Consider the following 18,219-nt stretch of genomic DNA (forward strand, 5'->3'; position numbering starts at 1 on the left):
CTGGAACGGAAATCACCTTCATTTTGACTAAATATTCACAAAGAGTCCCTTGACTATTTAATTTTTCAACACTATGAAAAGGCTGTCTTTAAAAAAGACAGCCTCTTCTATTCTAATTTTAATGGTTGTACAGCAGGACCTTCAAGAACCTCTCCCTTAGCATTGAAGCGGGAGCCATGACAAGGGCAATCCCAAGTTTCATCAGCTTCATTCCATTTTGTTTTACAGCCTAAATGCGTACAAGTTGGTGCACTGGCATTTCTAAGATAGCCACCGACAAATTCCTTGGCTACAAATCCTCCTACCTTAAGCATTTGCATAAATTGAGCGCCAAATTTTGTACGTGCTGGTGAATAAAGAGCAATTGCACCGTCTTCACTCCTTGAACCTGTAATCAAGGAAGATAATATATCTCCAGCTACAAATGAGTTGGAGATTCCCCATTTACGGTATCCAGTTGCAATAAGAACATTAGGCAGCGATTTTGTAATCCTTCCTACATAAGGAATCATGTCAGGTGTTTCAATATCCTGTGCGGACCAACGATAGATTGGTTCTTGATCGAAATGTGCCTTCATTTCTCCTTCAATGGCCTCATAATAGGGCGCTGTCTTTGCTGTTCCACCTGCAATATGGTTAGCGCCACCTAGTACTAAATAATGCTCATTGTTAATGGTTGCGGTACGAATCGAACGGGAAGGGAAATCTACGCAGAGATATTGTCCTTGCATCGTATCATTAATTTTGCTGGCAACCATATAGGAACGGCTGTTAGAAAGCTTAAAAAGCTGTAGCCCTTTAAAGGCTTCAATGGGGTAATGTGAACACAAAATAAGTTTGTTATATTGAACCGACATGTTATTTTCGGTATGTAGATTATTTTGTGATATGTTTAATTGTTGCACACGGGTATTTGTATAGAGTTTTGCACCCATTGACAATGCTTCTTTTGCAAGAAAATTACATACCTCCACTGGATTTATTTGTGCCTGCTGCGACATACTAAGTGCTTTTGTAATTGGGAAAGGGAGCTCTGTTTCAGAGGTGATCTTTGCTTTGATATTTAAAACTTTATAGGCATTCCATTCTTTTAATAACTGGGCATATCCTGTTTTTGTTTGGCAATAAAGTAATGAATCAACTTGCTGGATACTATTCTTCGGAAGTAATTGCATCGCCTTTTCAATAGCGAGCTGATTGAGCTGATAATAAAGCTTTGCTTCTTCTACTGATAGTTTTTCAATAAGTTCTGAATAAACTAAGCTATGCTGTGCAGTTAATTTTCCTGTTGAATGACCAGTTGTGCCATGGCCTAAATGTGTATTTGCTTCAAGTAAGACTACGTCAACACCCGATTTTGCCAAGACATAGGCCGTATAGAGACCTGTCAAGCCTCCGCCTATTATGCATACATCACAATTTGTAGAAGCATTCAGAGATGTTAAGGAGATGGAATCAGATGTTGCGAGCCAAAGAGATTGTGTCATACATAAAACCCTCACATTGTTTTTATGTTCAGTATGTAGATTGGTTTGAAAATTTATGCAAAGAGGCATAAAAATTGCCTTGCTGTAAAGACTATCGCTACAATGTAGCAAAAAGGAGTGTGTTGGTTGATGAAAATTGAAATATGGTCAGATTATGTATGTCCATTTTGTTATATTGGGAAAAAGCAGTTGGAGCAGGCAATAGAGGATACAGGTTTTGCAGGGCAGGTAGAGTTTGTATATAAAAGTTATCAACTTGATCCAACAACACCTGTTGATACAAATGTATCCACGTTTGAAGCTTTAGCGAAAAAGTATGGGATGTCTTTAGAGAAAGCAAAAGAAATGACGCAAGGCGTGGCTGCTAGGGCCAAAGAGGTTGGTCTAAACTATAATTTCGATAAGTTAATGGAAGAAAATACATTAAAGGCACATCGTCTAGTGAAATGGGCGGAGCAGCAAGGGGATGCTACAGCACTTGTAGAAGCGCTATTACATGGTTATTTTATTGAAGCAAAACGGATCGGACAGGATAATGTATTAGTTGATATAGCTGAGCAAGTAGGTCTGAATCGTGATGAAGTTGCGAAGGTTCTTGCGACTGAAGAGTATAAAAGTGAGGTTGAATCAGATATTCAAGAAGGGCTAGAGCTTGGTGTACGTGGTGTACCGTTCTTCGTTCTCAATCGTAAGTATGGTATCTCTGGTGCCCAATCACAGGAAGTGTTTGAAGATACTTTGCGTAAAGTAGCGCAAGAAGAGGGCTTAAAACCAGCATTAAAAATGGCTGGCACTGACGATACTAGTGTATGTACAGATGAAAGCTGTAAATTTTAAATACAAGGTAGTCATACATCAAGAGGAACTGGAAGTATAAATCAATATGTCTATATAAGTATTTCAGTCAAAAGTGTTGACTTTTGACTGAAATTTTTTTAGACTAAGAAAGTCATATATCTCGAAATCAAGATATATTAAATTATGATTTTTAAGGGAGATTTTATATAATGAACGTATTAGTAATAAAAGCTAACAACCGACCAGATGGTATTTCAACTAAAATGTATGAGACATTTATGGAAAATGTACAAGGTGTTAATGTTACAACTTTTGATGTGTATAAAGAAGATATGCCATATTTTGGTCAAGATCTATTCAATGCTTTTGGTAAAGTCCAAAATGGAGGGGAGTTAACTGACATTGAATCTCGTCTTTTAGCTGCAAAGCAAAAAGCGATGGATGCTTTAACTGCAGCTGATGTAGTTGTATTTGCTTTCCCACTTTGGAACCTAACAATTCCAGCTACATTACAAACTTTCATTGATTATGTATACCAAGCTGGTTTCACTTTCAAATATAATGAGCAAGGGCAAATGGTTAGCTTAATGACAGACAAAAAGGCAATTATTTTAAATGCTCGTGGTGGTTACTACACTTCACCAGAAGCTCAACCATTGGAAATGGCAGTTAACTATATTAAAAATGTTGCAGGTGGCGTATTCGGTATGGAAATTATCGAAGAGGTTGTTATTGAAGGACACAATGCTTCACCAGATAAAGCTCAAGAAATTATTGCAAATGGCCTAGAAGAAGTTAAAAAAGTAGCTCAATCTTTACAATCTGTCCATGCATAATCATTTATTTTTTAACGAAAGTTCTCTCTAATCTGAGAGGACTTTTTTTATTGTGTAGCAGAGGTACGGTGGTGGTATAGTAGTCTGATATATTGATGCTAAACACTTATTGTCAATTCCATTAAATAACATTACATAGTAAAGAATAAAGGGAAGTGGTATTAATTTGTGATTTTCTAGTAAAGTGCTTTGCTAATCATTCAAAAGTACATACAATTAGGTCTATTTATTCAGTGAATATATGTATTAGTATAATATAATAGAAATCGTAGGAAAATATTGGATTATTAAGGAGGCTGTTACATGAATAAGAAATTAATGACTAAATTCTTATCGATGTTACTTCTTCTAATCACGTTGCTACCATTTGAACTGTCTGCAAATGCAGCATCGAACGACGTGACACGAGGAGACTACGTGAAAGAATTAGTAGAAAAATTAAACATTGAGCTAGATGATGGTTCTAAACTGTCCTTCACGGATGTTCCAAAGGATTTAGCCCCTTATGTGGAAAAAGCAGTAGAGCTGAATTTGATTAAAGGTAAAAGTGTCACATCGTTTGCACCAGATGATAAATTAACACGTCAACAAGCTTTTGTTATATCTGCCCGTGGACTAGTTAATGAAAACGCATCACTTTCGGTGTTGGATAAATTCAAGGATGCCGATTTAATTGCTATGACACATAAGCAAGATTTAGCAAATGCTGTTGCAGCAAATATTTTACAAGGCTTTGATGATAACACAATTCGCCCTCGTGACTATGTGACTTTCGAGCAAATGCAAAGTATTGTGGAACGTTTTACAGCTGAATATAAATTACCAACAGCTAAAACTACAATGGATCTACAAATTTTAGGAACGACAGATATCCATACGAACCTTGCTAATTATAATTATTACTTAGATGCTGAATCAGCTGATGTAGGATTAGCGAATACTGCCGCATTAATTGAGCAAGCACGTGCTGAAAATCCAAACACATTATTGTTCGATAATGGCGATTTAATTCAAGGAACGCCATTAGGCTCTTATAAGGCGTTAGAAAATGTATTACAGCCTGGTGAAGTTCATCCAGCTATCGCAGCACTTAATGCATTGAAATATGATGGTGGTACATTAGGTAACCACGAATTCAACTACGGTTTAGCGTTTTTAGATGAGGTATTAAATGATGCACAATATCCAGTCGTAAATGCAAACACTTATGATGCAAAAACAAAAAAGCATATGTATACGCCTTATGTCATTTTAGATAAAGAGGTTGTAGATCATACAGGTAAAAAGCACACAATTAAAATAGGTGTGACAGGTATCGTGCCTACAAAAATTGTTGAGTGGGATGCCATTCATTTAGCGGGTAAAGTTGCTATGCAAGAACCTGTTGAAGCGATAAAAGAAGTTGTGCCAGAAATGCAAAAAGCAGGCGCAGATGTAATTGTTGTTCTTTCACATTCAGGTATTGGTGAAGATACGTATGTGGAGGGCGCGGAAAATGTTGGCTATCAAATTGCTGATATCGAAGGTATTGATGCTTTAATTACAGGTCACTCTCATTTAACCTTCCCAGGTGACTATAAGGATCTAAAAAATGTAGATCAAGAAAAAGGAACAATTAATGGAGTACCTACTGTTATGGCAGGTAGCTACGGTAGTCATCTTGGTGTTATTGATTTAAAGCTAGAGCTACAGGGCTCAAAATGGGTTGTTGTGGATGGACAAGGTTCTATTCACTCTATTAAAAAAGAGGGATTACAGCCTTCTAATATTGTTTTAAATGCAATTAAGGAAGCCCATGAAGGTACATTAAAGTATATCCGTCAACCTGTTGGTGAGACAACTGCTCCAATCCATAGTTACTTCTCTATGGTGCAAGATGATTCTTCCATTCAAATTGTTACACAGGCTCAAAAATGGTTTATTGAAAAGGAATTAAAAGGTACTACTGATGAAAAGACACCACTGCTTTCTGCCGGTGCACCTTTCAAAGCAGGTTCTCGTAATAATCCTGCTGATTATACAAATATTCCTGTAGGTCCTCTTGCAATTAAAAATATGGCAGATATTTACCATTATGATAACACTGTTACAACGATTAAAGTGACAGGTGCTCAAGCTATTGAATGGTTAGAGATGGCTGCAGGCATTTTTGCAACAATTGATCCAAATAAAACAGAAGAGCAAAATATTATCGATCCAGAGGCACGTTCTTATAATTTCGACGTGCTAGATGGTTTAACTTATCAAATTGATGTGACATCGCCAGCAAAATATGATCGTCGTGGTAATCTTACTGATGAAAAGGCAAATCGTATTAAGAATGTACAATATGCTGGTAAACCGATTGATTTAAAACAAGAATTCATCATTATTACAAACAATTACCGTGTTGGCGGCTCATATGGGGCGACATTTAAAAATGCTAATGGCTCTAATGTAACGAATTATGCGTATGAAAATCGTCAAGCGGTTATTGATTACATTATGGACAATAAAATAATCAATCCTGCTGCTGATGATAACTGGTCGTTTGTACCATTCCCAACAAATACAAAGGTTATTTACCAAACTGCCAAGGATGCTCAAAAAGTTATCCCAGCAGGTAGCTCTATTAAATATTTGGGAGATACAGTGGGCGGCTTCGGTAAATATTTAATTCAATAATGAAATTGAAAAGAAGAGCGCGAGTTAATCGCTGCTCTTCTTATTTTGCCGTTCAAATGTATGATAACGTGTGCCTTGGAACGTTAGTAATCCAAAGTCGCCATCTGCAAGTAGTCCAAAATCACGACCATTCATTTTTAGCTCTATCCGATCACCACTTTGTACCTCAAACGTTACATAATAGGATGTCTGGGCACTAGTGTTACCAGACCCTCCACTTGTATTGGATCGTTTCGTAACGACTTTAGCTGGTACTGTTAAAACAGGTGAATTATTGTTTTTTGACCATTGTAAAATGCTGTTAAAAACAGTGAACACGATACCTCCAATAACAATTAAAAAGATTATTGAAATAAAAATAGACACAAATGAAAAATCATTAAACCAAAGCATAAAGTTCCCTCCTTACCTATGTTACAACAAACAAAATAGTTAGACAGGACTTATTTCAAGGTCAACAACAACATCAATCTCATCACTAATTAATACACCACCTGTTTCAAGTAGCATGTTATACACTAAATTAAATTCTCGCCGGTCAATTTGTGCCTTTGCTTGGAAGCCATATACTTCTTGTGCCCAAGGGTTTACTCCATTTCCAGTATATACTGTAGTAAATGTAATGGGCTTTGTTATGTTTTTAATAGTTAAATCACCATGAATAGCATATTTTTTATCTTCAAGTTTTTTGATATCTGTGGATGTAAATAATATTTTAGGATAAACATCGGCATCGAAAAAGTCAGGAGATACAAGATGAACATCTCGATCGAAATTTTTCGTGGAAACACTGGCAACTGCAATGGTAAAGGAAATGCTTCCTCCTTCAACTTGTTCAATACCTGGTAAAGCTATTTCTGCATTGTACGATTCGAATGTACCATGTATTTTTGATATCATCATATGTTTTACTGAAAAGCCGATTGTTGAATGGCTGAAATCAATTGCATACTTTTTCACTGGAAAATCCCCCTAAAAACAGTATCTTACAACGAATGATAGAGTAAAAAATTCAATGATTCAATGGATTACTCGTAAAAATTAGCAAATATACTATGAATAATCGTGTAATTTGTGAATATTTAAAATTATTATAAGAAAAGTAATCATGAAAGTATGAATGTCTGCTTTCTATTTGAGGTTAATTGAGAAAGTATTGGCTTTTGAAATAATCATATTGTGAAGAGTGAAGGCATATAGTGAGTTGTCCTGTACAAGATTGTTTTTCAACTACTGTGACTAAACGTTTATTTAAGACCAAGGTTAAGAGAAGGCTATAATTTTATCATTCGATTTAATGTGAATTTCTGTACATTAATTTAAAAAATACATAATTCAACTTAAACTTACTTTTAGTAATTAAATATATAACAGTAAATAAATTACTAGGTGTAAATAAGTTACTTCAAATTTACTTTTGTAAAAATAATCGTTACAATAGAATACATAAGAGGTGAAAGAAATGAATGAGACGACTTTATGTCCTCGTTTAGCTAAAGCAATGGATTTAATTGGAAAACGCTGGACAGGGCTAATTTTATATCAACTATTAGATGGACCGCAACGATTTAATGAAATTGAGTCTGCATTACCAGTAAGTGGTCGTTTGTTATCAGAACGCTTAAAGGAGCTAGAAAAAGAAGGGCTTGTGGAGCGAAAAGTGTATTCAGAAGTACCAGTACGTGTTGAGTATTCGTTAACAGATAAGGGTAAGGCGTTAGAAGGAGCTATTCGTAATATTGAATCATGGGCAACAAGCTGGCTTTAAAAGAAGCCTATATATTGCTGATAAGGGTAAGTTGGTTATATATGTTTCTTGGAATGATCTTGAATTTTCTTTATAATATTCAACATCTCTGCACAGGGTGTTTTATAACCCATGAAACGAGATAAAAACCCCTTCATTTTACTTGTCAAATCGAGGTTCTAAATCCATACTAGTGTAGAGTAAGAAGGATGTTAGAAAGGAACTAGCTCTCATGACAAAAGAACAATGGGCATCGGATTTAGCACAAAGCGTAAATCCAGCCAATATTAAATTAAATGAATCATTACAGCAATATACGATGACTAAATTAGGCGGTAAGGCAGATGTTTTTGTTTTACCTGAAACAGAAGAAGAAGCGATATCAGTTATTCGCTATGCACACATAAATAATATTCCATTATTAATGTTAGGTAATGGGTCCAATATGGTTGTTCGTGATGGCGGACATCGAGGGATTGTAGTTACATTTTCATATTTAGATGAAATTCATATAGCTGATAACCATGTTTACGCGCAAAGCGGTGCACTCATAAAAGATGTATCTAAATTAGCTGCTGCTGCCACTTTAACAGGCTTTGAATTTGCTTGTGGGATTCCAGGCTCAATTGGTGGAGCGATGGCTATGAATGCAGGAGCCTATGGTGGAGAAATTAAGGATATTATTATTTCCTCTAAAGTGTTAACTAAAGAAGGAGATGTTTTAATACTAAACAAAGAAGAGCTTGAACTAGGCTACCGTAAAAGTATTATTGCTAAAAAGGGTTTCTATGTACTGTCATCTGAATTTCAGTTAGCTAAAGGCGTACAGGAAGAAATTGATGCTAAAATTGCAGATTTAACGCTCCAACGAGAATCTAAGCAACCATTAGAATACCCATCTGCAGGAAGTGTCTTTAAGCGCCCTCCAGGTCACTTTGCAGGTAAGCTCATTCAAGATAGCGGCTTACAAGGAAAGGGTGTAGGTGATGCAGAGGTTTCAACGAAGCATGCAGGCTTTATTGTTAATAAAGGCAATGCCACAGCTTCTGATTATATCGCAACAATCCAAATGGTACAGAGAGTAGTTAAGGAAAAGTTCGGTATTGATTTGGAGACAGAAGTAAAAATAGTTGGTGATGACTTATAGCATACTACGCTCTTCGCTGATGGCGGGGGGCGTTTTTTTGGAGGAGAGAAGAAAATGAAATTTATTTCTTGGAATGTCAATGGAATCAGAGCCTGTATAGGCAAAGGTTTTTTAGATTTTTTCAATAGCATGGATGCTGATTTTTTCTGTATTCAAGAAACGAAGTGTCAGGCAGGACAAGTGGAGCTTTCTCTTGAAGGATATGAGCAGTATTGGAACTACGCACAGAAGAAAGGCTACTCAGGGACTGCTATCTTTACAAAGCATACGCCACTTTCTGTACATTATGGTGTAGGTGAAGATGTTTCTCAGGATGAAGGGAGAATTATTACGTTAGAGTATGAAGGTTTTTACCTAGTAAATGTCTATACACCAAACGCTCAGCGAGATTTAGCTCGATTATCTCTGCGTTTGGAGTGGGAGAGTCGGTTAGCTTTATATTTACAGGAGCTGAATGCCAAGAAGCCTATTGTATACTGCGGAGACTTAAATGTTGCACATATGGAAATTGATTTAAAAAATGCAAAATCGAATATCGGAAATTCTGGTTTTACATATGAAGAACGCGCCAAAATGACAGAACTTTTAGGAAGTGGCTTTATCGATTCCTTCCGTCACCTACATCCGGATACAACAGACCACTATACCTGGTGGTCTTATATGAATAAAGTACGTGAACGCAATATTGGCTGGCGCATTGATTATTTTATTGTTTCTGAGAGATTAAAAGACAGCATAGAAGAGGCGATTATTCATGCGCACATTTTAGGAAGTGACCATTGTCCAATCGAATTACAGCTTCGTATATAGTATCTAAAAAATCGTATTTTCCGTTAGGGAAGATACGGTTTTTTTAACATTCCTCAGTAGTATGGATGATTCATATTATTTATACTGTTCCTGTTCTATAAATCGCTAAATTTCGCTAATTATTTTACATTTAAAAGGATTTGATAAGCAAAAACCAGAATATATTGCAAAGAAGGGGGTTTGCATGTGAGAAAGTTTACATGGAAAAAGTGGCTGCTTGCTATTATTGGTTTTTTAGCAGTAGTTGCGATTGCGTTATTTATCAGCTTTACATGGTTTATGAATAAATCGAAGCCAGTTATTGATGGGGAACTTGCTGTAAATGTGTTGGAGCAGGATGTAAGCGTCACAAGGGATGACAAGGGGGTCCCTCATATATTCGCTCAGACAAATGCAGATTTGTATCGTGCACAGGGCTATGTACAGGCACAAGATAGGCTGTTTCAAATGGATTTAGCTCGTAGACAGGCAAGTGGTCGCTTGTCGGAGATAATTGGAGAGGCAACCATTAATTCAGATAAGCATTTTCGAACGTTTAGTTTACGAGATGCAGCTGAAAAATCATTATCTGCCTATGATCCAGAAAGCAAGCAGGTACTTGAATGGTTTGCTGAGGGTGTAAATGCTTTTATTGCAGAGGCAAAAGAAAAAAACACGTTAAGCTATGAATTTGCATTATTAGGCTATGAACCAGAGAATTGGTCTGTTGAAGATTCTATAACAATTGGAAAATATATGGCCTATGATTTAGGCGGTAATTGGAACGCACTTGCATTCCGTCATTGGGCTTTACAAAACTTCGGTGAAGACAAAGCGAAAGAATTATTTATTAAATATCCTGAAAATGCGTCATCTATTATTGAAGCTAATAAGGAAAATCCAGTCGCAGTAGTAGGGCAATTCCAAGCAGATTTATTGCCAAACGAATTTAATGGCAGTAATAACTGGGTAGTATCAGGTGAGAAAACAGCGTCAGGCACACCCATTTTAGCAGATGATCCACATTTAGGCTTAAGCACACCTTCTATTTGGTATCAAATGCACCTACAATCACCTGAGCAAAACGTTAGCGGCGTAATTTTTGCTGGTATTCCCGGTATTATTTTAGGACACAACGATGATATTGCATGGGGAGTTACTAACGTTGGACCTGATGTACAGGATTTATATATTGAAATACCGAATCCCGATAATCCAACTCAATTTCGCTATGATGGCAAATGGGAGCAAGCCGAGGTACGTGATGAATCAATCAAGGTGAAAGATGGAGATACGGTAGATTTTGAGGTCGTTGTTACGAGACATGGTCCGATTATGACTAATTTAGCATTTAAGGATACGGAGCCGACAGCACAATTTGCCATGCAGTGGACAGCACTTCAGCCAACTGCAGAGCTAAGTGCGATACTGGGCTTTAATAAGGCGAAATCGTGGAATGACTTTGAAAAAGCGTTGGAAGATTTCAAAGCACCGGCTCAAAATTTCGTATTCGCATCAAAGGATGGCACGATTGCTTATAAAGCCAATGGTCAAATACCAATTCGTAAGCAGGGTGATGGACAGCTGCCAGTTCCAGGTGATTCCAGTGACTATGGCTGGGAGGGCTTTATCCCATGGGATGAACTGCCGACTGTAGTCAACCCAAAAGAAGGCTTTATCGCGACAGCAAATAATGAAGTCATTGGAGAAGAATATCCTTACCATATAACAGACTTTTGGGCACAGCCTTATCGTTTTGAGCGAATCAAGGAAGTGTTAGAAGCAAATGATTCTATAACAGTGGAAGATATGATGCAATTACAAATGGATCAACAGAATCTATATGCACGTGAGTTTTTACCAAATTTATTAACATCCATAAAAGCAAAAGATCAGGATGAAAAGTATGCAGATACTATTAAATTGTTAGAAGAATGGGATATGACAGATGCTAAAGAATCAGGTGCTCCACTAGTCTTCCATACATTGATGGTAAAGCTGCAGGAAGTATTATTTAGAGATCAAATGCCTGAAGATATGTATAAATTAATGTCTGGGAAGTTTAATATCACTGATCAGCTTTTACGTACAGCATATGCAGGAAATAAGAGCATTTGGATGGAAGAGCAAGGTGGTGTGGATACAACAGTTTATAAGGCATTTGAACTTACCGTAGCGCAATTGGAAGATCAATTTGGACAAAATGTATCAAAGTGGCAATGGGGGAACTTCCATCAGCTTACTTTTGATCATACATTAGGAAGTGCTTCACCGATTCTTGCAGCATATTTTAATGCTAAAAAGGTTCCTATTGGCGGCTCCAAGGTTACTGTTCAAGCTGCTGATAATGATACGGCTGGGAATGTCGACCATGGTGCATCATGGCGCTTTGTTGTAGATGCGGGGGATTTAAGCTCAGCCTATCATATCGTTGGCCCAGGTCAAAGCGGGCATGTGAAATCCGATTGGTATCAAGATCAAGTAATGGATTGGGCAAATGGAAATTATCATCAAACATTTGTGAGAAAAGAAAATATTAAGGGAACAACATTACTATTAAAAGCAAAATAAACAAAAATCAGCGTACAAGTATGTGCGCTGATTTTTATTTACTTCGAAAGAGTGTTATTAAAATTTTTTTATGGAAATAATGATATAAATCCTATACATTCAAATAATCGTTTGAATAAGATGGAATATTATGTTATAGTCAAAACAATCAAACCAACATTTGAATGAGGTGAGGAAATGCCAAAAGAAGTATGTGAAGTGACACTGGTTCATGAAGAAGCGGTCATAAAGGTGCAAAATCAAATGCCTGATTTATCAGGAGTAGCAAAATTTTTGAAAGCATTATCCGATGAAACAAGATTAAAAATTGCTTTTGCCTTAACGGTGGAGGATGAATTATGTGTGTGTGATGTTGCTTCGATTATTGGTTCATCTGTAGCGACAGCATCCCACCATTTACGATATTTAAAAGAAAATAATTTAGCGAGATCGCATCGTAAAGGGAAGCAAATGTATTACTCTTTAGCGGATAGACATGTATATCAAATTGTAACGATTGCCTATGAACATGCGAAAGAGGGGATAGCAGATGACAGCAACGACTCCAACTAAACAAGAATATAGGCTACAAAACTTGTCATGTGCCAGCTGCGCAGCGAAATTTGAAAAAAACGTAAAAGCTATTCCAAAAGTACAGGATGCACAAGTTAACTTTGGTGCTTCTAAAATAACAGTTATTGGTGATATCAGTGTTGATCAAATTGAGGAAGCTGGTGCTTTTGATGGCATAAAGGTATCACAATCTCCAACTAGATCTCTGGAAAAATCAATACCTTTTTATCGAAAAACAGAAAATATATTAGCTGGAATATCATTATTATTTGTAGTGCTTGGCTATATTTTTGGGGCATGGCGTGGAGAAACAGATCCGCTGCCGATTGGAATGTTTATTATTGCGATTCTAGTTGGCGGTATGGGAATTTTTAAAACAGGCTTCCGCAATTTAGTTCGGTTTGAATTTGATATGAAAACACTTATGACTATTGCGGTTATAGGTGCAGCAATTATTGGCGAATGGGAAGAAGCGGCTGTTGTTGTTTTTTTATTTGCAGTAAGTGAAGCATTGGAAGCTTATTCAATGGATAAAGCACGTCAATCCATTCGACAGCTGATGGATATAGCTCCGCCAACGGCAACGATAAAACGAGCGCATGGGGAACATTTTCATGAGATGGAGCTGCCAACTGAGCAAATTGAAATTGGGGACATTTTAATCGTTAAGCCAGGTCAAAAAATTGCGATGGATGGCATCGTTATTAATGGATTATCTGCTGTGAATCAGGCCGCGATTACAGGTGAATCGATTCCAGTTAATAAAACAATTGATGATGAAGTATTTGCGGGAACGTTGAATGAAGAGGGAGCACTAGAGATACGTGTAACGAAGCGAGTAGAGGATACAACCATTGCCAAAATCATTCATCTCGTTGAAGAGGCACAAGCAGAAAAGGCACCTTCCCAGCAATTCGTTGATCGTTTTGCTAAATATTACACTCCAGCTATAATGATAGTTGCATTGCTTGTAGCAGTTATCCCGCCTCTTTTTGTGGGGGATTGGCAGCATTGGATTTATCAAGGCTTAGCGGTTCTTGTTGTTGGTTGTCCATGTGCACTGGTTGTTTCAACGCCAGTAGCAATTGTTACGGCAATAGGAAATGCTGCTCGACAAGGCGTTCTTATTAAGGGTGGTATACATTTAGAGCAGCTAGGTCATATAGAAGCGGTGGCATTTGATAAAACAGGTACCCTTACAAAAGGTCAACCAGCTGTAACGGATATCTATACAGCTGAGGAGCTTTCTGATGATTACGTTTTACAGTTAGTAGCAGCTGTTGAAAAACAATCACAGCATCCACTAGCAAAGGCAATTTTAAAGAAATTACATGATGAAAATTTAACAGAGCTAATCCCTACTGATTTCCAATCTGTTACAGGTAAGGGTGCTTATGCAACGGTTGATCATCAGATTATCTATGTTGGTAGCTTAAAATGGATTGCAACATTAGTAGCAGTCGATGAAAAAATAATGGAACAGGTTAAGAAACTACAAAAGCAGGGTAAAACAGTAGTAGCGGCTGTTAGTAATGAACAATTTATTGGGATGATTGGAATTGCGGATCAATTACGACAAGAAAGTAAAGATGTACTGAGTAAATTAAGTGCGCTTAAAGTGAAGCATACAGTAATGCTGACAGGTGATGCGGAGTCTACAGCAAAAGCAATTGCAACCTCTTTAAAGATGACAGATGTACGCGCAAGTTTATTACCAGCAGATAAATTGATGGCTATTAAAGACTTACGCACTCAATTTGGTGCAGTAGCAATGGTAGGTGATGGGGTTAATGATGCTCCTGCACTAGCCTCCGCTAATGTTGGTATTGCAATGGGCGGTGCTGGCACGGATGCGGCTCTGGAAACTGCGGATATTGCGTTAATGGGTGATGACCTAACGAAGCTCCCTTATACAATTGGTTTGAGCAGAAAAACATTACGCATTATTAAAGAGAACATTATATTTGCCCTAGCCTTAAAATTAATAGCGCTGTTACTCGTCATTCCTGGATGGTTAACATTATGGATTGCCATTTTTGCAGACATGGGTGCAACATTATTAGTTGTTTTTAATTCATTACGATTAATTAAAACAAAAAAGTAGTAAAAATGATTTAAACTGTTGAGGTTGTATAGGAAATTTATCTTACTGAGGATCTAGTAATTTTGTTGATATAGATGCTACTAGGGATTCTTGAAAAAGCCCGCTGTTAACGCTATTATAATTTCAGGAGCAATGTAACAATTAAACATAAATGAGGCGAAAGTTTGAATATGTCAGATCCTATTTTAGTAAATGTTACAGAGGAAATTGTGCGTGGTTTAGTTAGCTTCCTATTACGAGGACCAGAATATCAAACATTTTGTAAATGTGAAATGTGTGAACTTGACACAGTAGCACTAACATTAAATGCATTGCCTAGTAAGTATGTTACATCTATGGAATCACGAGATGAAGCATTTAGAGTCATGAATACACCTGAAAATATCGAACGTATTAACAGAGAAATTATTCATGCATTACATGTGGTCAATAAGCATCCTCGACATAAAGTAGAGCCCACTTCTATCTGAAGCAGGCTCTTTTTATGTTATATACAGAAGGATGAAATATCAGTGGACGACGTGAATTACGCTTTTTTATACAACTTAAGGAGATACAATTTGTGTTATACATGTAGCGATTTTCTGGCATATGTATTTTCAGTTAACTTTTAAGCCAAGCTTGTAGTAAACTAGAGAGTAAGAATAGGAAAGAGAGGGAATAAGATATGCCAACACCTAGTATGGAGGACCATATCGAACAAATATATCTATTAATCGCTCATAAAGGATATGCTCGTGTGTCTGACATAGCTGAAGCATTATCTGTTCTTCCTTCTTCTGTTACAAAAATGGTTCAAAAATTAGATAAAGATGGTTATTTAGTTTACGAAAAATACCGTGGTCTTACATTGACAGCCAAAGGAGAAAAACTTGGAAAACGTCTTGTGCAGCGCCATGAGCTTCTAGAGCAATTTTTGCGAATCATTGGTGTAGATGAAGAGCGTATTTATGATGATGTAGAGGGAATCGAGCATCATTTAAGTTGGAACTCAATTGACCGCATTGCAGATCTTGTGCAGGTAATGGAAGATAACCCAGACATTGCGAAAAAATTAGAGGCTTCTAGGACACACAATTTATAAAATTTTTTGCGAAAATGATGGTGTGAAGGAAAGGAAGACAATATGAACGAATTAAAATCAGGTGAAGTTGTTACGTTAACGATATTAGAGCAACAAGCATCAAGATGGATTTTAACAAATGGAGTTAAAGAACTACCTTTAAATGCTTCAGAGGTAACAGAGCCACTTGCTGTAGGTGATCGCCTTGAAGTATTTTTATTTGTAGATCGCCGTGGAGAATTAGCTGCGACAACAGCTATTCCTTCTTTTCTACAGGGCGAGTATGGCTGGGCTCGTGTCCTTAAAGTAGTGGAGCGTGAGGGTGCTTATGTAGATATTGGTACTTCACGTGAAGTGCTAGTAAAGGCAGAGGATTTGCCTGCATTAAAGGAGCTTTGGCCAATACCAGGAGATCATTTATTTATGACATTACGTACTGATCGCAATGGTGACTTATTTGGTCGTTTAGCAACAGAAGAAAAAATTTCTGAGCTATACGAAGGTGCATTTGAAGAAATGCATAATAAAAACATTACAGCACGTCCTTATCGATTGCTGCCAGTCGGTTCGTTTTTACTAGGTTTAGACAATCCTTATCGTATTTTTGTTCATGAATCAGAGCGCAATACAGAGCCGCGACTTGGACAAGACATAGTTGTACGTATAATTGATGTAAAAGATGATGGTTCCTTGAATGGTTCACTTTTACCACGTAAGCATGAACGTATTTCAGACGATGCACAACGAATTTTAAATTATTTACAAGAGGTTGGAGGAAGAATGCCGTTTGGCGATAAATCCTCTCCAGAAGAGATTCAGGAAATGTTTAATATGAGCAAAGGTGCTTTTAAACGTGCATTAGGGACACTAATGAAAGCTGGTAGGGTAAAACAGGAAGAAGGCTGGACAGAAGAAATGTAACATTTAGTTCAAATTGTGAGATATGGTGAACAGTTGCTATACGTAGTAAAGAAGAAATGACGAGAGATCCCATTGAAACCTTCTCGTCTTTTTTTCGTACTAATTATTGTATAATGACATACATTATACAGGCCAAATGAGTTTTCAAGCGAAAGGGGTCGCATAAATTGAAAAAAGCATGGATGAAAATACTAGCAGCAACTATGTTAGTATTTGGAGTGATGGCACCAGCAGCAGGTCTTGCAGCCGATAACACGCCTCCAAAAGCAATTGATGAAAAACTAGGCGTTCCAATTGTTGTATACGGTGCAAATTTATCTGAAGATGAAAAAGAGTCCGTTAAAAAATCTTTGAAAGTGAAAGACGAGCCTGAAATTGAAGAAATTACAGTATCAGGCGAAGATTTAGTTAAATACATTAAAGATAGTAATTCAAGTTCCCGCATGTATTCCTCTGCAAAAATTACACGTAAAAATGCAGGAGAAGGTTTGGTCATTGAGATTGTTACGCCATCCAATATTACTCAGGTGACATCAGAAATGTATGCGAATGCAATGCTGACTGCAGGTATTGAGGATGCAACTGTACAGGTGGCTGCACCAAAAGCAGTAACTGGACATTCAGCGCTCGTAGGAATTTATAAAGCTTATGAAGTAACAACAGGTGAAACACTTGATATTGATCGTACAGATGTAGCGAATGAGGAACTCTCAGTGGCTACTACATTAGCCAAATCGGCAGGGGTTGATGATGCCAAGGTTGCAGAGCTGCTTACAGAAATTAAAAAGGACATTGCGGAATTAAAGCCGGCAACTCGAGAAGATGTTGAAAAAATTGTACAAGAGCAGTTAAACAAACTTGACATTAATTTAAGTGAAACAGATCGACAATTACTTGTTGATTTAATGGATAAAATTAGTAAACTAGATATTGATTTTAGTAAATGGTCTGAACAATTAGATGATATTAGTAATACCATTAAGGAGAAATTCGGGTCACTTATGGAAGATGAAGGCTTCTGGACAAGTGTGAAAAATTTCTTTGCCAATTTAAAAGATACGATATCATCATGGTTTAATTAAGGAATAAAGCCCTCAGGGGATGTCTGAAAAGCAGCTGAAATTATTAATCCGCTACCTTTGAAAAAATAGAAACAGCTATGATACTATTGAAAAAAAGGAGTGGTGAGAAATGGAATTCCAATTACAGCAATTGGCGGGAAATCAGCTTGCTTACATCTATGAGCAAGAAGGGGAAAAGTTAGCAGAAATTACATGGCAGCAAAATGGGCAAGTTATGGTCATGGATCATACCTATGTATCAGATAAACTACGCGGGCAGGGGGTAGCTAAGGAATTGTTAGATCAAGCCGCAGCATATGCCCGTGAACATGACTATAAAATGGAAGCTGTGTGCTCTTATGTAGTAGCAGTCTTTAATAAATCAAACGCTTATGATGATGTAAAACAGTAAAAATAAGGCAATCTGCTTGGAAGATAAGCGGATTGCCTTTTCACTTTTTATCAAGCTGTCCACTACA

The 18,219-nt window shown here is 37.1% G+C and carries 17 protein-coding genes; 14 read left to right on the top strand and 3 right to left on the bottom strand.

Translation table 11 applies throughout. The features are described from left to right. Positions 1–107: 107 nt before the first annotated feature. Positions 108–1,487, bottom strand: a complete 1,380-nt coding sequence (locus AC1RNS_RS23405) for an FAD-dependent oxidoreductase (RefSeq protein ID WP_492996166.1) — start codon at positions 1,485–1,487, stop codon at positions 108–110. Positions 1,488–1,616: 129 nt separating this feature from the next. On the opposite strand from AC1RNS_RS23405, the gene AC1RNS_RS23410 reads away from it, so the two are divergent. From AC1RNS_RS23410 to AC1RNS_RS23420, 3 genes are all read left to right on the top strand, one after another. Next, entirely contained in the window at positions 1,617–2,324 is a 708-nt protein-coding gene (locus tag AC1RNS_RS23410) for a DsbA family oxidoreductase (RefSeq protein WP_492996217.1), read from the top strand. 170 nt (positions 2,325–2,494) lie between these two features. Further along, positions 2,495–3,121, top strand: a complete 627-nt coding sequence (locus tag AC1RNS_RS23415) for an FMN-dependent NADH-azoreductase (protein WP_492996167.1) — start codon at positions 2,495–2,497, stop codon at positions 3,119–3,121. 303 nt (positions 3,122–3,424) lie between these two features. Then, positions 3,425–5,785, top strand: a complete 2,361-nt coding sequence (locus tag AC1RNS_RS23420) for a bifunctional 2',3'-cyclic-nucleotide 2'-phosphodiesterase/3'-nucleotidase (protein ID WP_492996168.1) — start codon at positions 3,425–3,427, stop codon at positions 5,783–5,785. 24 nt (positions 5,786–5,809) lie between these two features. On the opposite strand, the gene AC1RNS_RS23425 is transcribed toward AC1RNS_RS23420, so the two are convergent. Together AC1RNS_RS23425 and AC1RNS_RS23430 are read right to left on the bottom strand one after the other, a co-directional pair. After that, a complete protein-coding gene (locus AC1RNS_RS23425) occupies positions 5,810–6,178 on the bottom strand; it encodes a DUF2500 domain-containing protein (protein WP_492996169.1) in 369 nt (122 codons plus the stop codon). A gap of 39 nt (positions 6,179–6,217) precedes the next feature. Next, positions 6,218–6,745 carry a YceI family protein gene (locus tag AC1RNS_RS23430; protein WP_492996170.1) on the bottom strand — a complete coding sequence of 176 codons (528 nt, stop codon included), beginning with the start codon at positions 6,743–6,745 and terminating at the stop codon, positions 6,218–6,220. Between the two features lie 502 nt (positions 6,746–7,247). On the opposite strand from AC1RNS_RS23430, the gene AC1RNS_RS23435 reads away from it, so the two are divergent. The 11 genes from AC1RNS_RS23435 (at position 7,248) to AC1RNS_RS23485 (ending at position 18,152) form a co-directional block, all read left to right on the top strand. Continuing rightward, the gene (locus AC1RNS_RS23435) at positions 7,248–7,553 is read left to right on the top strand and encodes a winged helix-turn-helix transcriptional regulator (protein ID WP_054771027.1); all 306 of its coding nucleotides are present in this window, start codon (positions 7,248–7,250) and stop codon (positions 7,551–7,553) included. Between the two features lie 211 nt (positions 7,554–7,764). Continuing rightward, on the top strand, positions 7,765–8,679 hold the full coding sequence (gene murB, locus AC1RNS_RS23440) for a UDP-N-acetylmuramate dehydrogenase (RefSeq protein ID WP_492996173.1): 915 nt from the start codon (positions 7,765–7,767) through the stop codon (positions 8,677–8,679). A 54-nt stretch (positions 8,680–8,733) separates the two neighbouring features. Further along, complete coding sequence (locus AC1RNS_RS23445; protein ID WP_492996175.1) at positions 8,734–9,489, top strand: exodeoxyribonuclease III; 756 nt, start codon at positions 8,734–8,736, stop codon at positions 9,487–9,489. 180 nt (positions 9,490–9,669) lie between these two features. Beyond that, the gene (locus tag AC1RNS_RS23450; RefSeq protein ID WP_492996176.1) at positions 9,670–12,039 is read left to right on the top strand and encodes a penicillin acylase family protein; all 2,370 of its coding nucleotides are present in this window, start codon (positions 9,670–9,672) and stop codon (positions 12,037–12,039) included. 177 nt (positions 12,040–12,216) lie between these two features. Continuing rightward, on the top strand, positions 12,217–12,591 hold the full coding sequence (locus AC1RNS_RS23455) for an ArsR/SmtB family transcription factor (RefSeq protein ID WP_492996177.1): 375 nt from the start codon (positions 12,217–12,219) through the stop codon (positions 12,589–12,591). Further along, positions 12,569–14,695, top strand: coding sequence for a heavy metal translocating P-type ATPase (locus tag AC1RNS_RS23460; RefSeq protein ID WP_492996178.1), 2,127 nt, complete (start codon positions 12,569–12,571; stop codon positions 14,693–14,695). The genes AC1RNS_RS23455 and AC1RNS_RS23460 overlap by 23 nt, the downstream gene beginning before the upstream one ends. A 170-nt stretch (positions 14,696–14,865) precedes the next feature. Beyond that, the gene (locus AC1RNS_RS23465; RefSeq protein WP_427546656.1) at positions 14,866–15,165 is read left to right on the top strand and encodes a late competence development ComFB family protein; all 300 of its coding nucleotides are present in this window, start codon (positions 14,866–14,868) and stop codon (positions 15,163–15,165) included. Positions 15,166–15,362: 197 nt separating this feature from the next. Next, a complete protein-coding gene (mntR, locus tag AC1RNS_RS23470) occupies positions 15,363–15,779 on the top strand; it encodes a transcriptional regulator MntR (protein ID WP_492996180.1) in 417 nt (138 codons plus the stop codon). A gap of 42 nt (positions 15,780–15,821) precedes the next feature. Continuing rightward, positions 15,822–16,679 (top strand): CvfB family protein, encoded by an 858-nt coding sequence (locus AC1RNS_RS23475; protein ID WP_492996182.1) that lies wholly within the window; start codon positions 15,822–15,824, stop codon positions 16,677–16,679. Between the two features lie 167 nt (positions 16,680–16,846). Beyond that, positions 16,847–17,761: a DUF1002 domain-containing protein gene (locus AC1RNS_RS23480; RefSeq protein ID WP_492996183.1), complete on the top strand. Its 915-nt coding sequence runs from the start codon at positions 16,847–16,849 to the stop codon at positions 17,759–17,761. 109 nt (positions 17,762–17,870) lie between these two features. Then, a complete protein-coding gene (locus AC1RNS_RS23485; protein WP_492996184.1) occupies positions 17,871–18,152 on the top strand; it encodes a GNAT family N-acetyltransferase in 282 nt (93 codons plus the stop codon). Positions 18,153–18,219 lie beyond the last annotated feature (67 nt).

It is taken from the genome of Lysinibacillus sp. GW821-FHT14F06, from assembly GCF_058803665.1.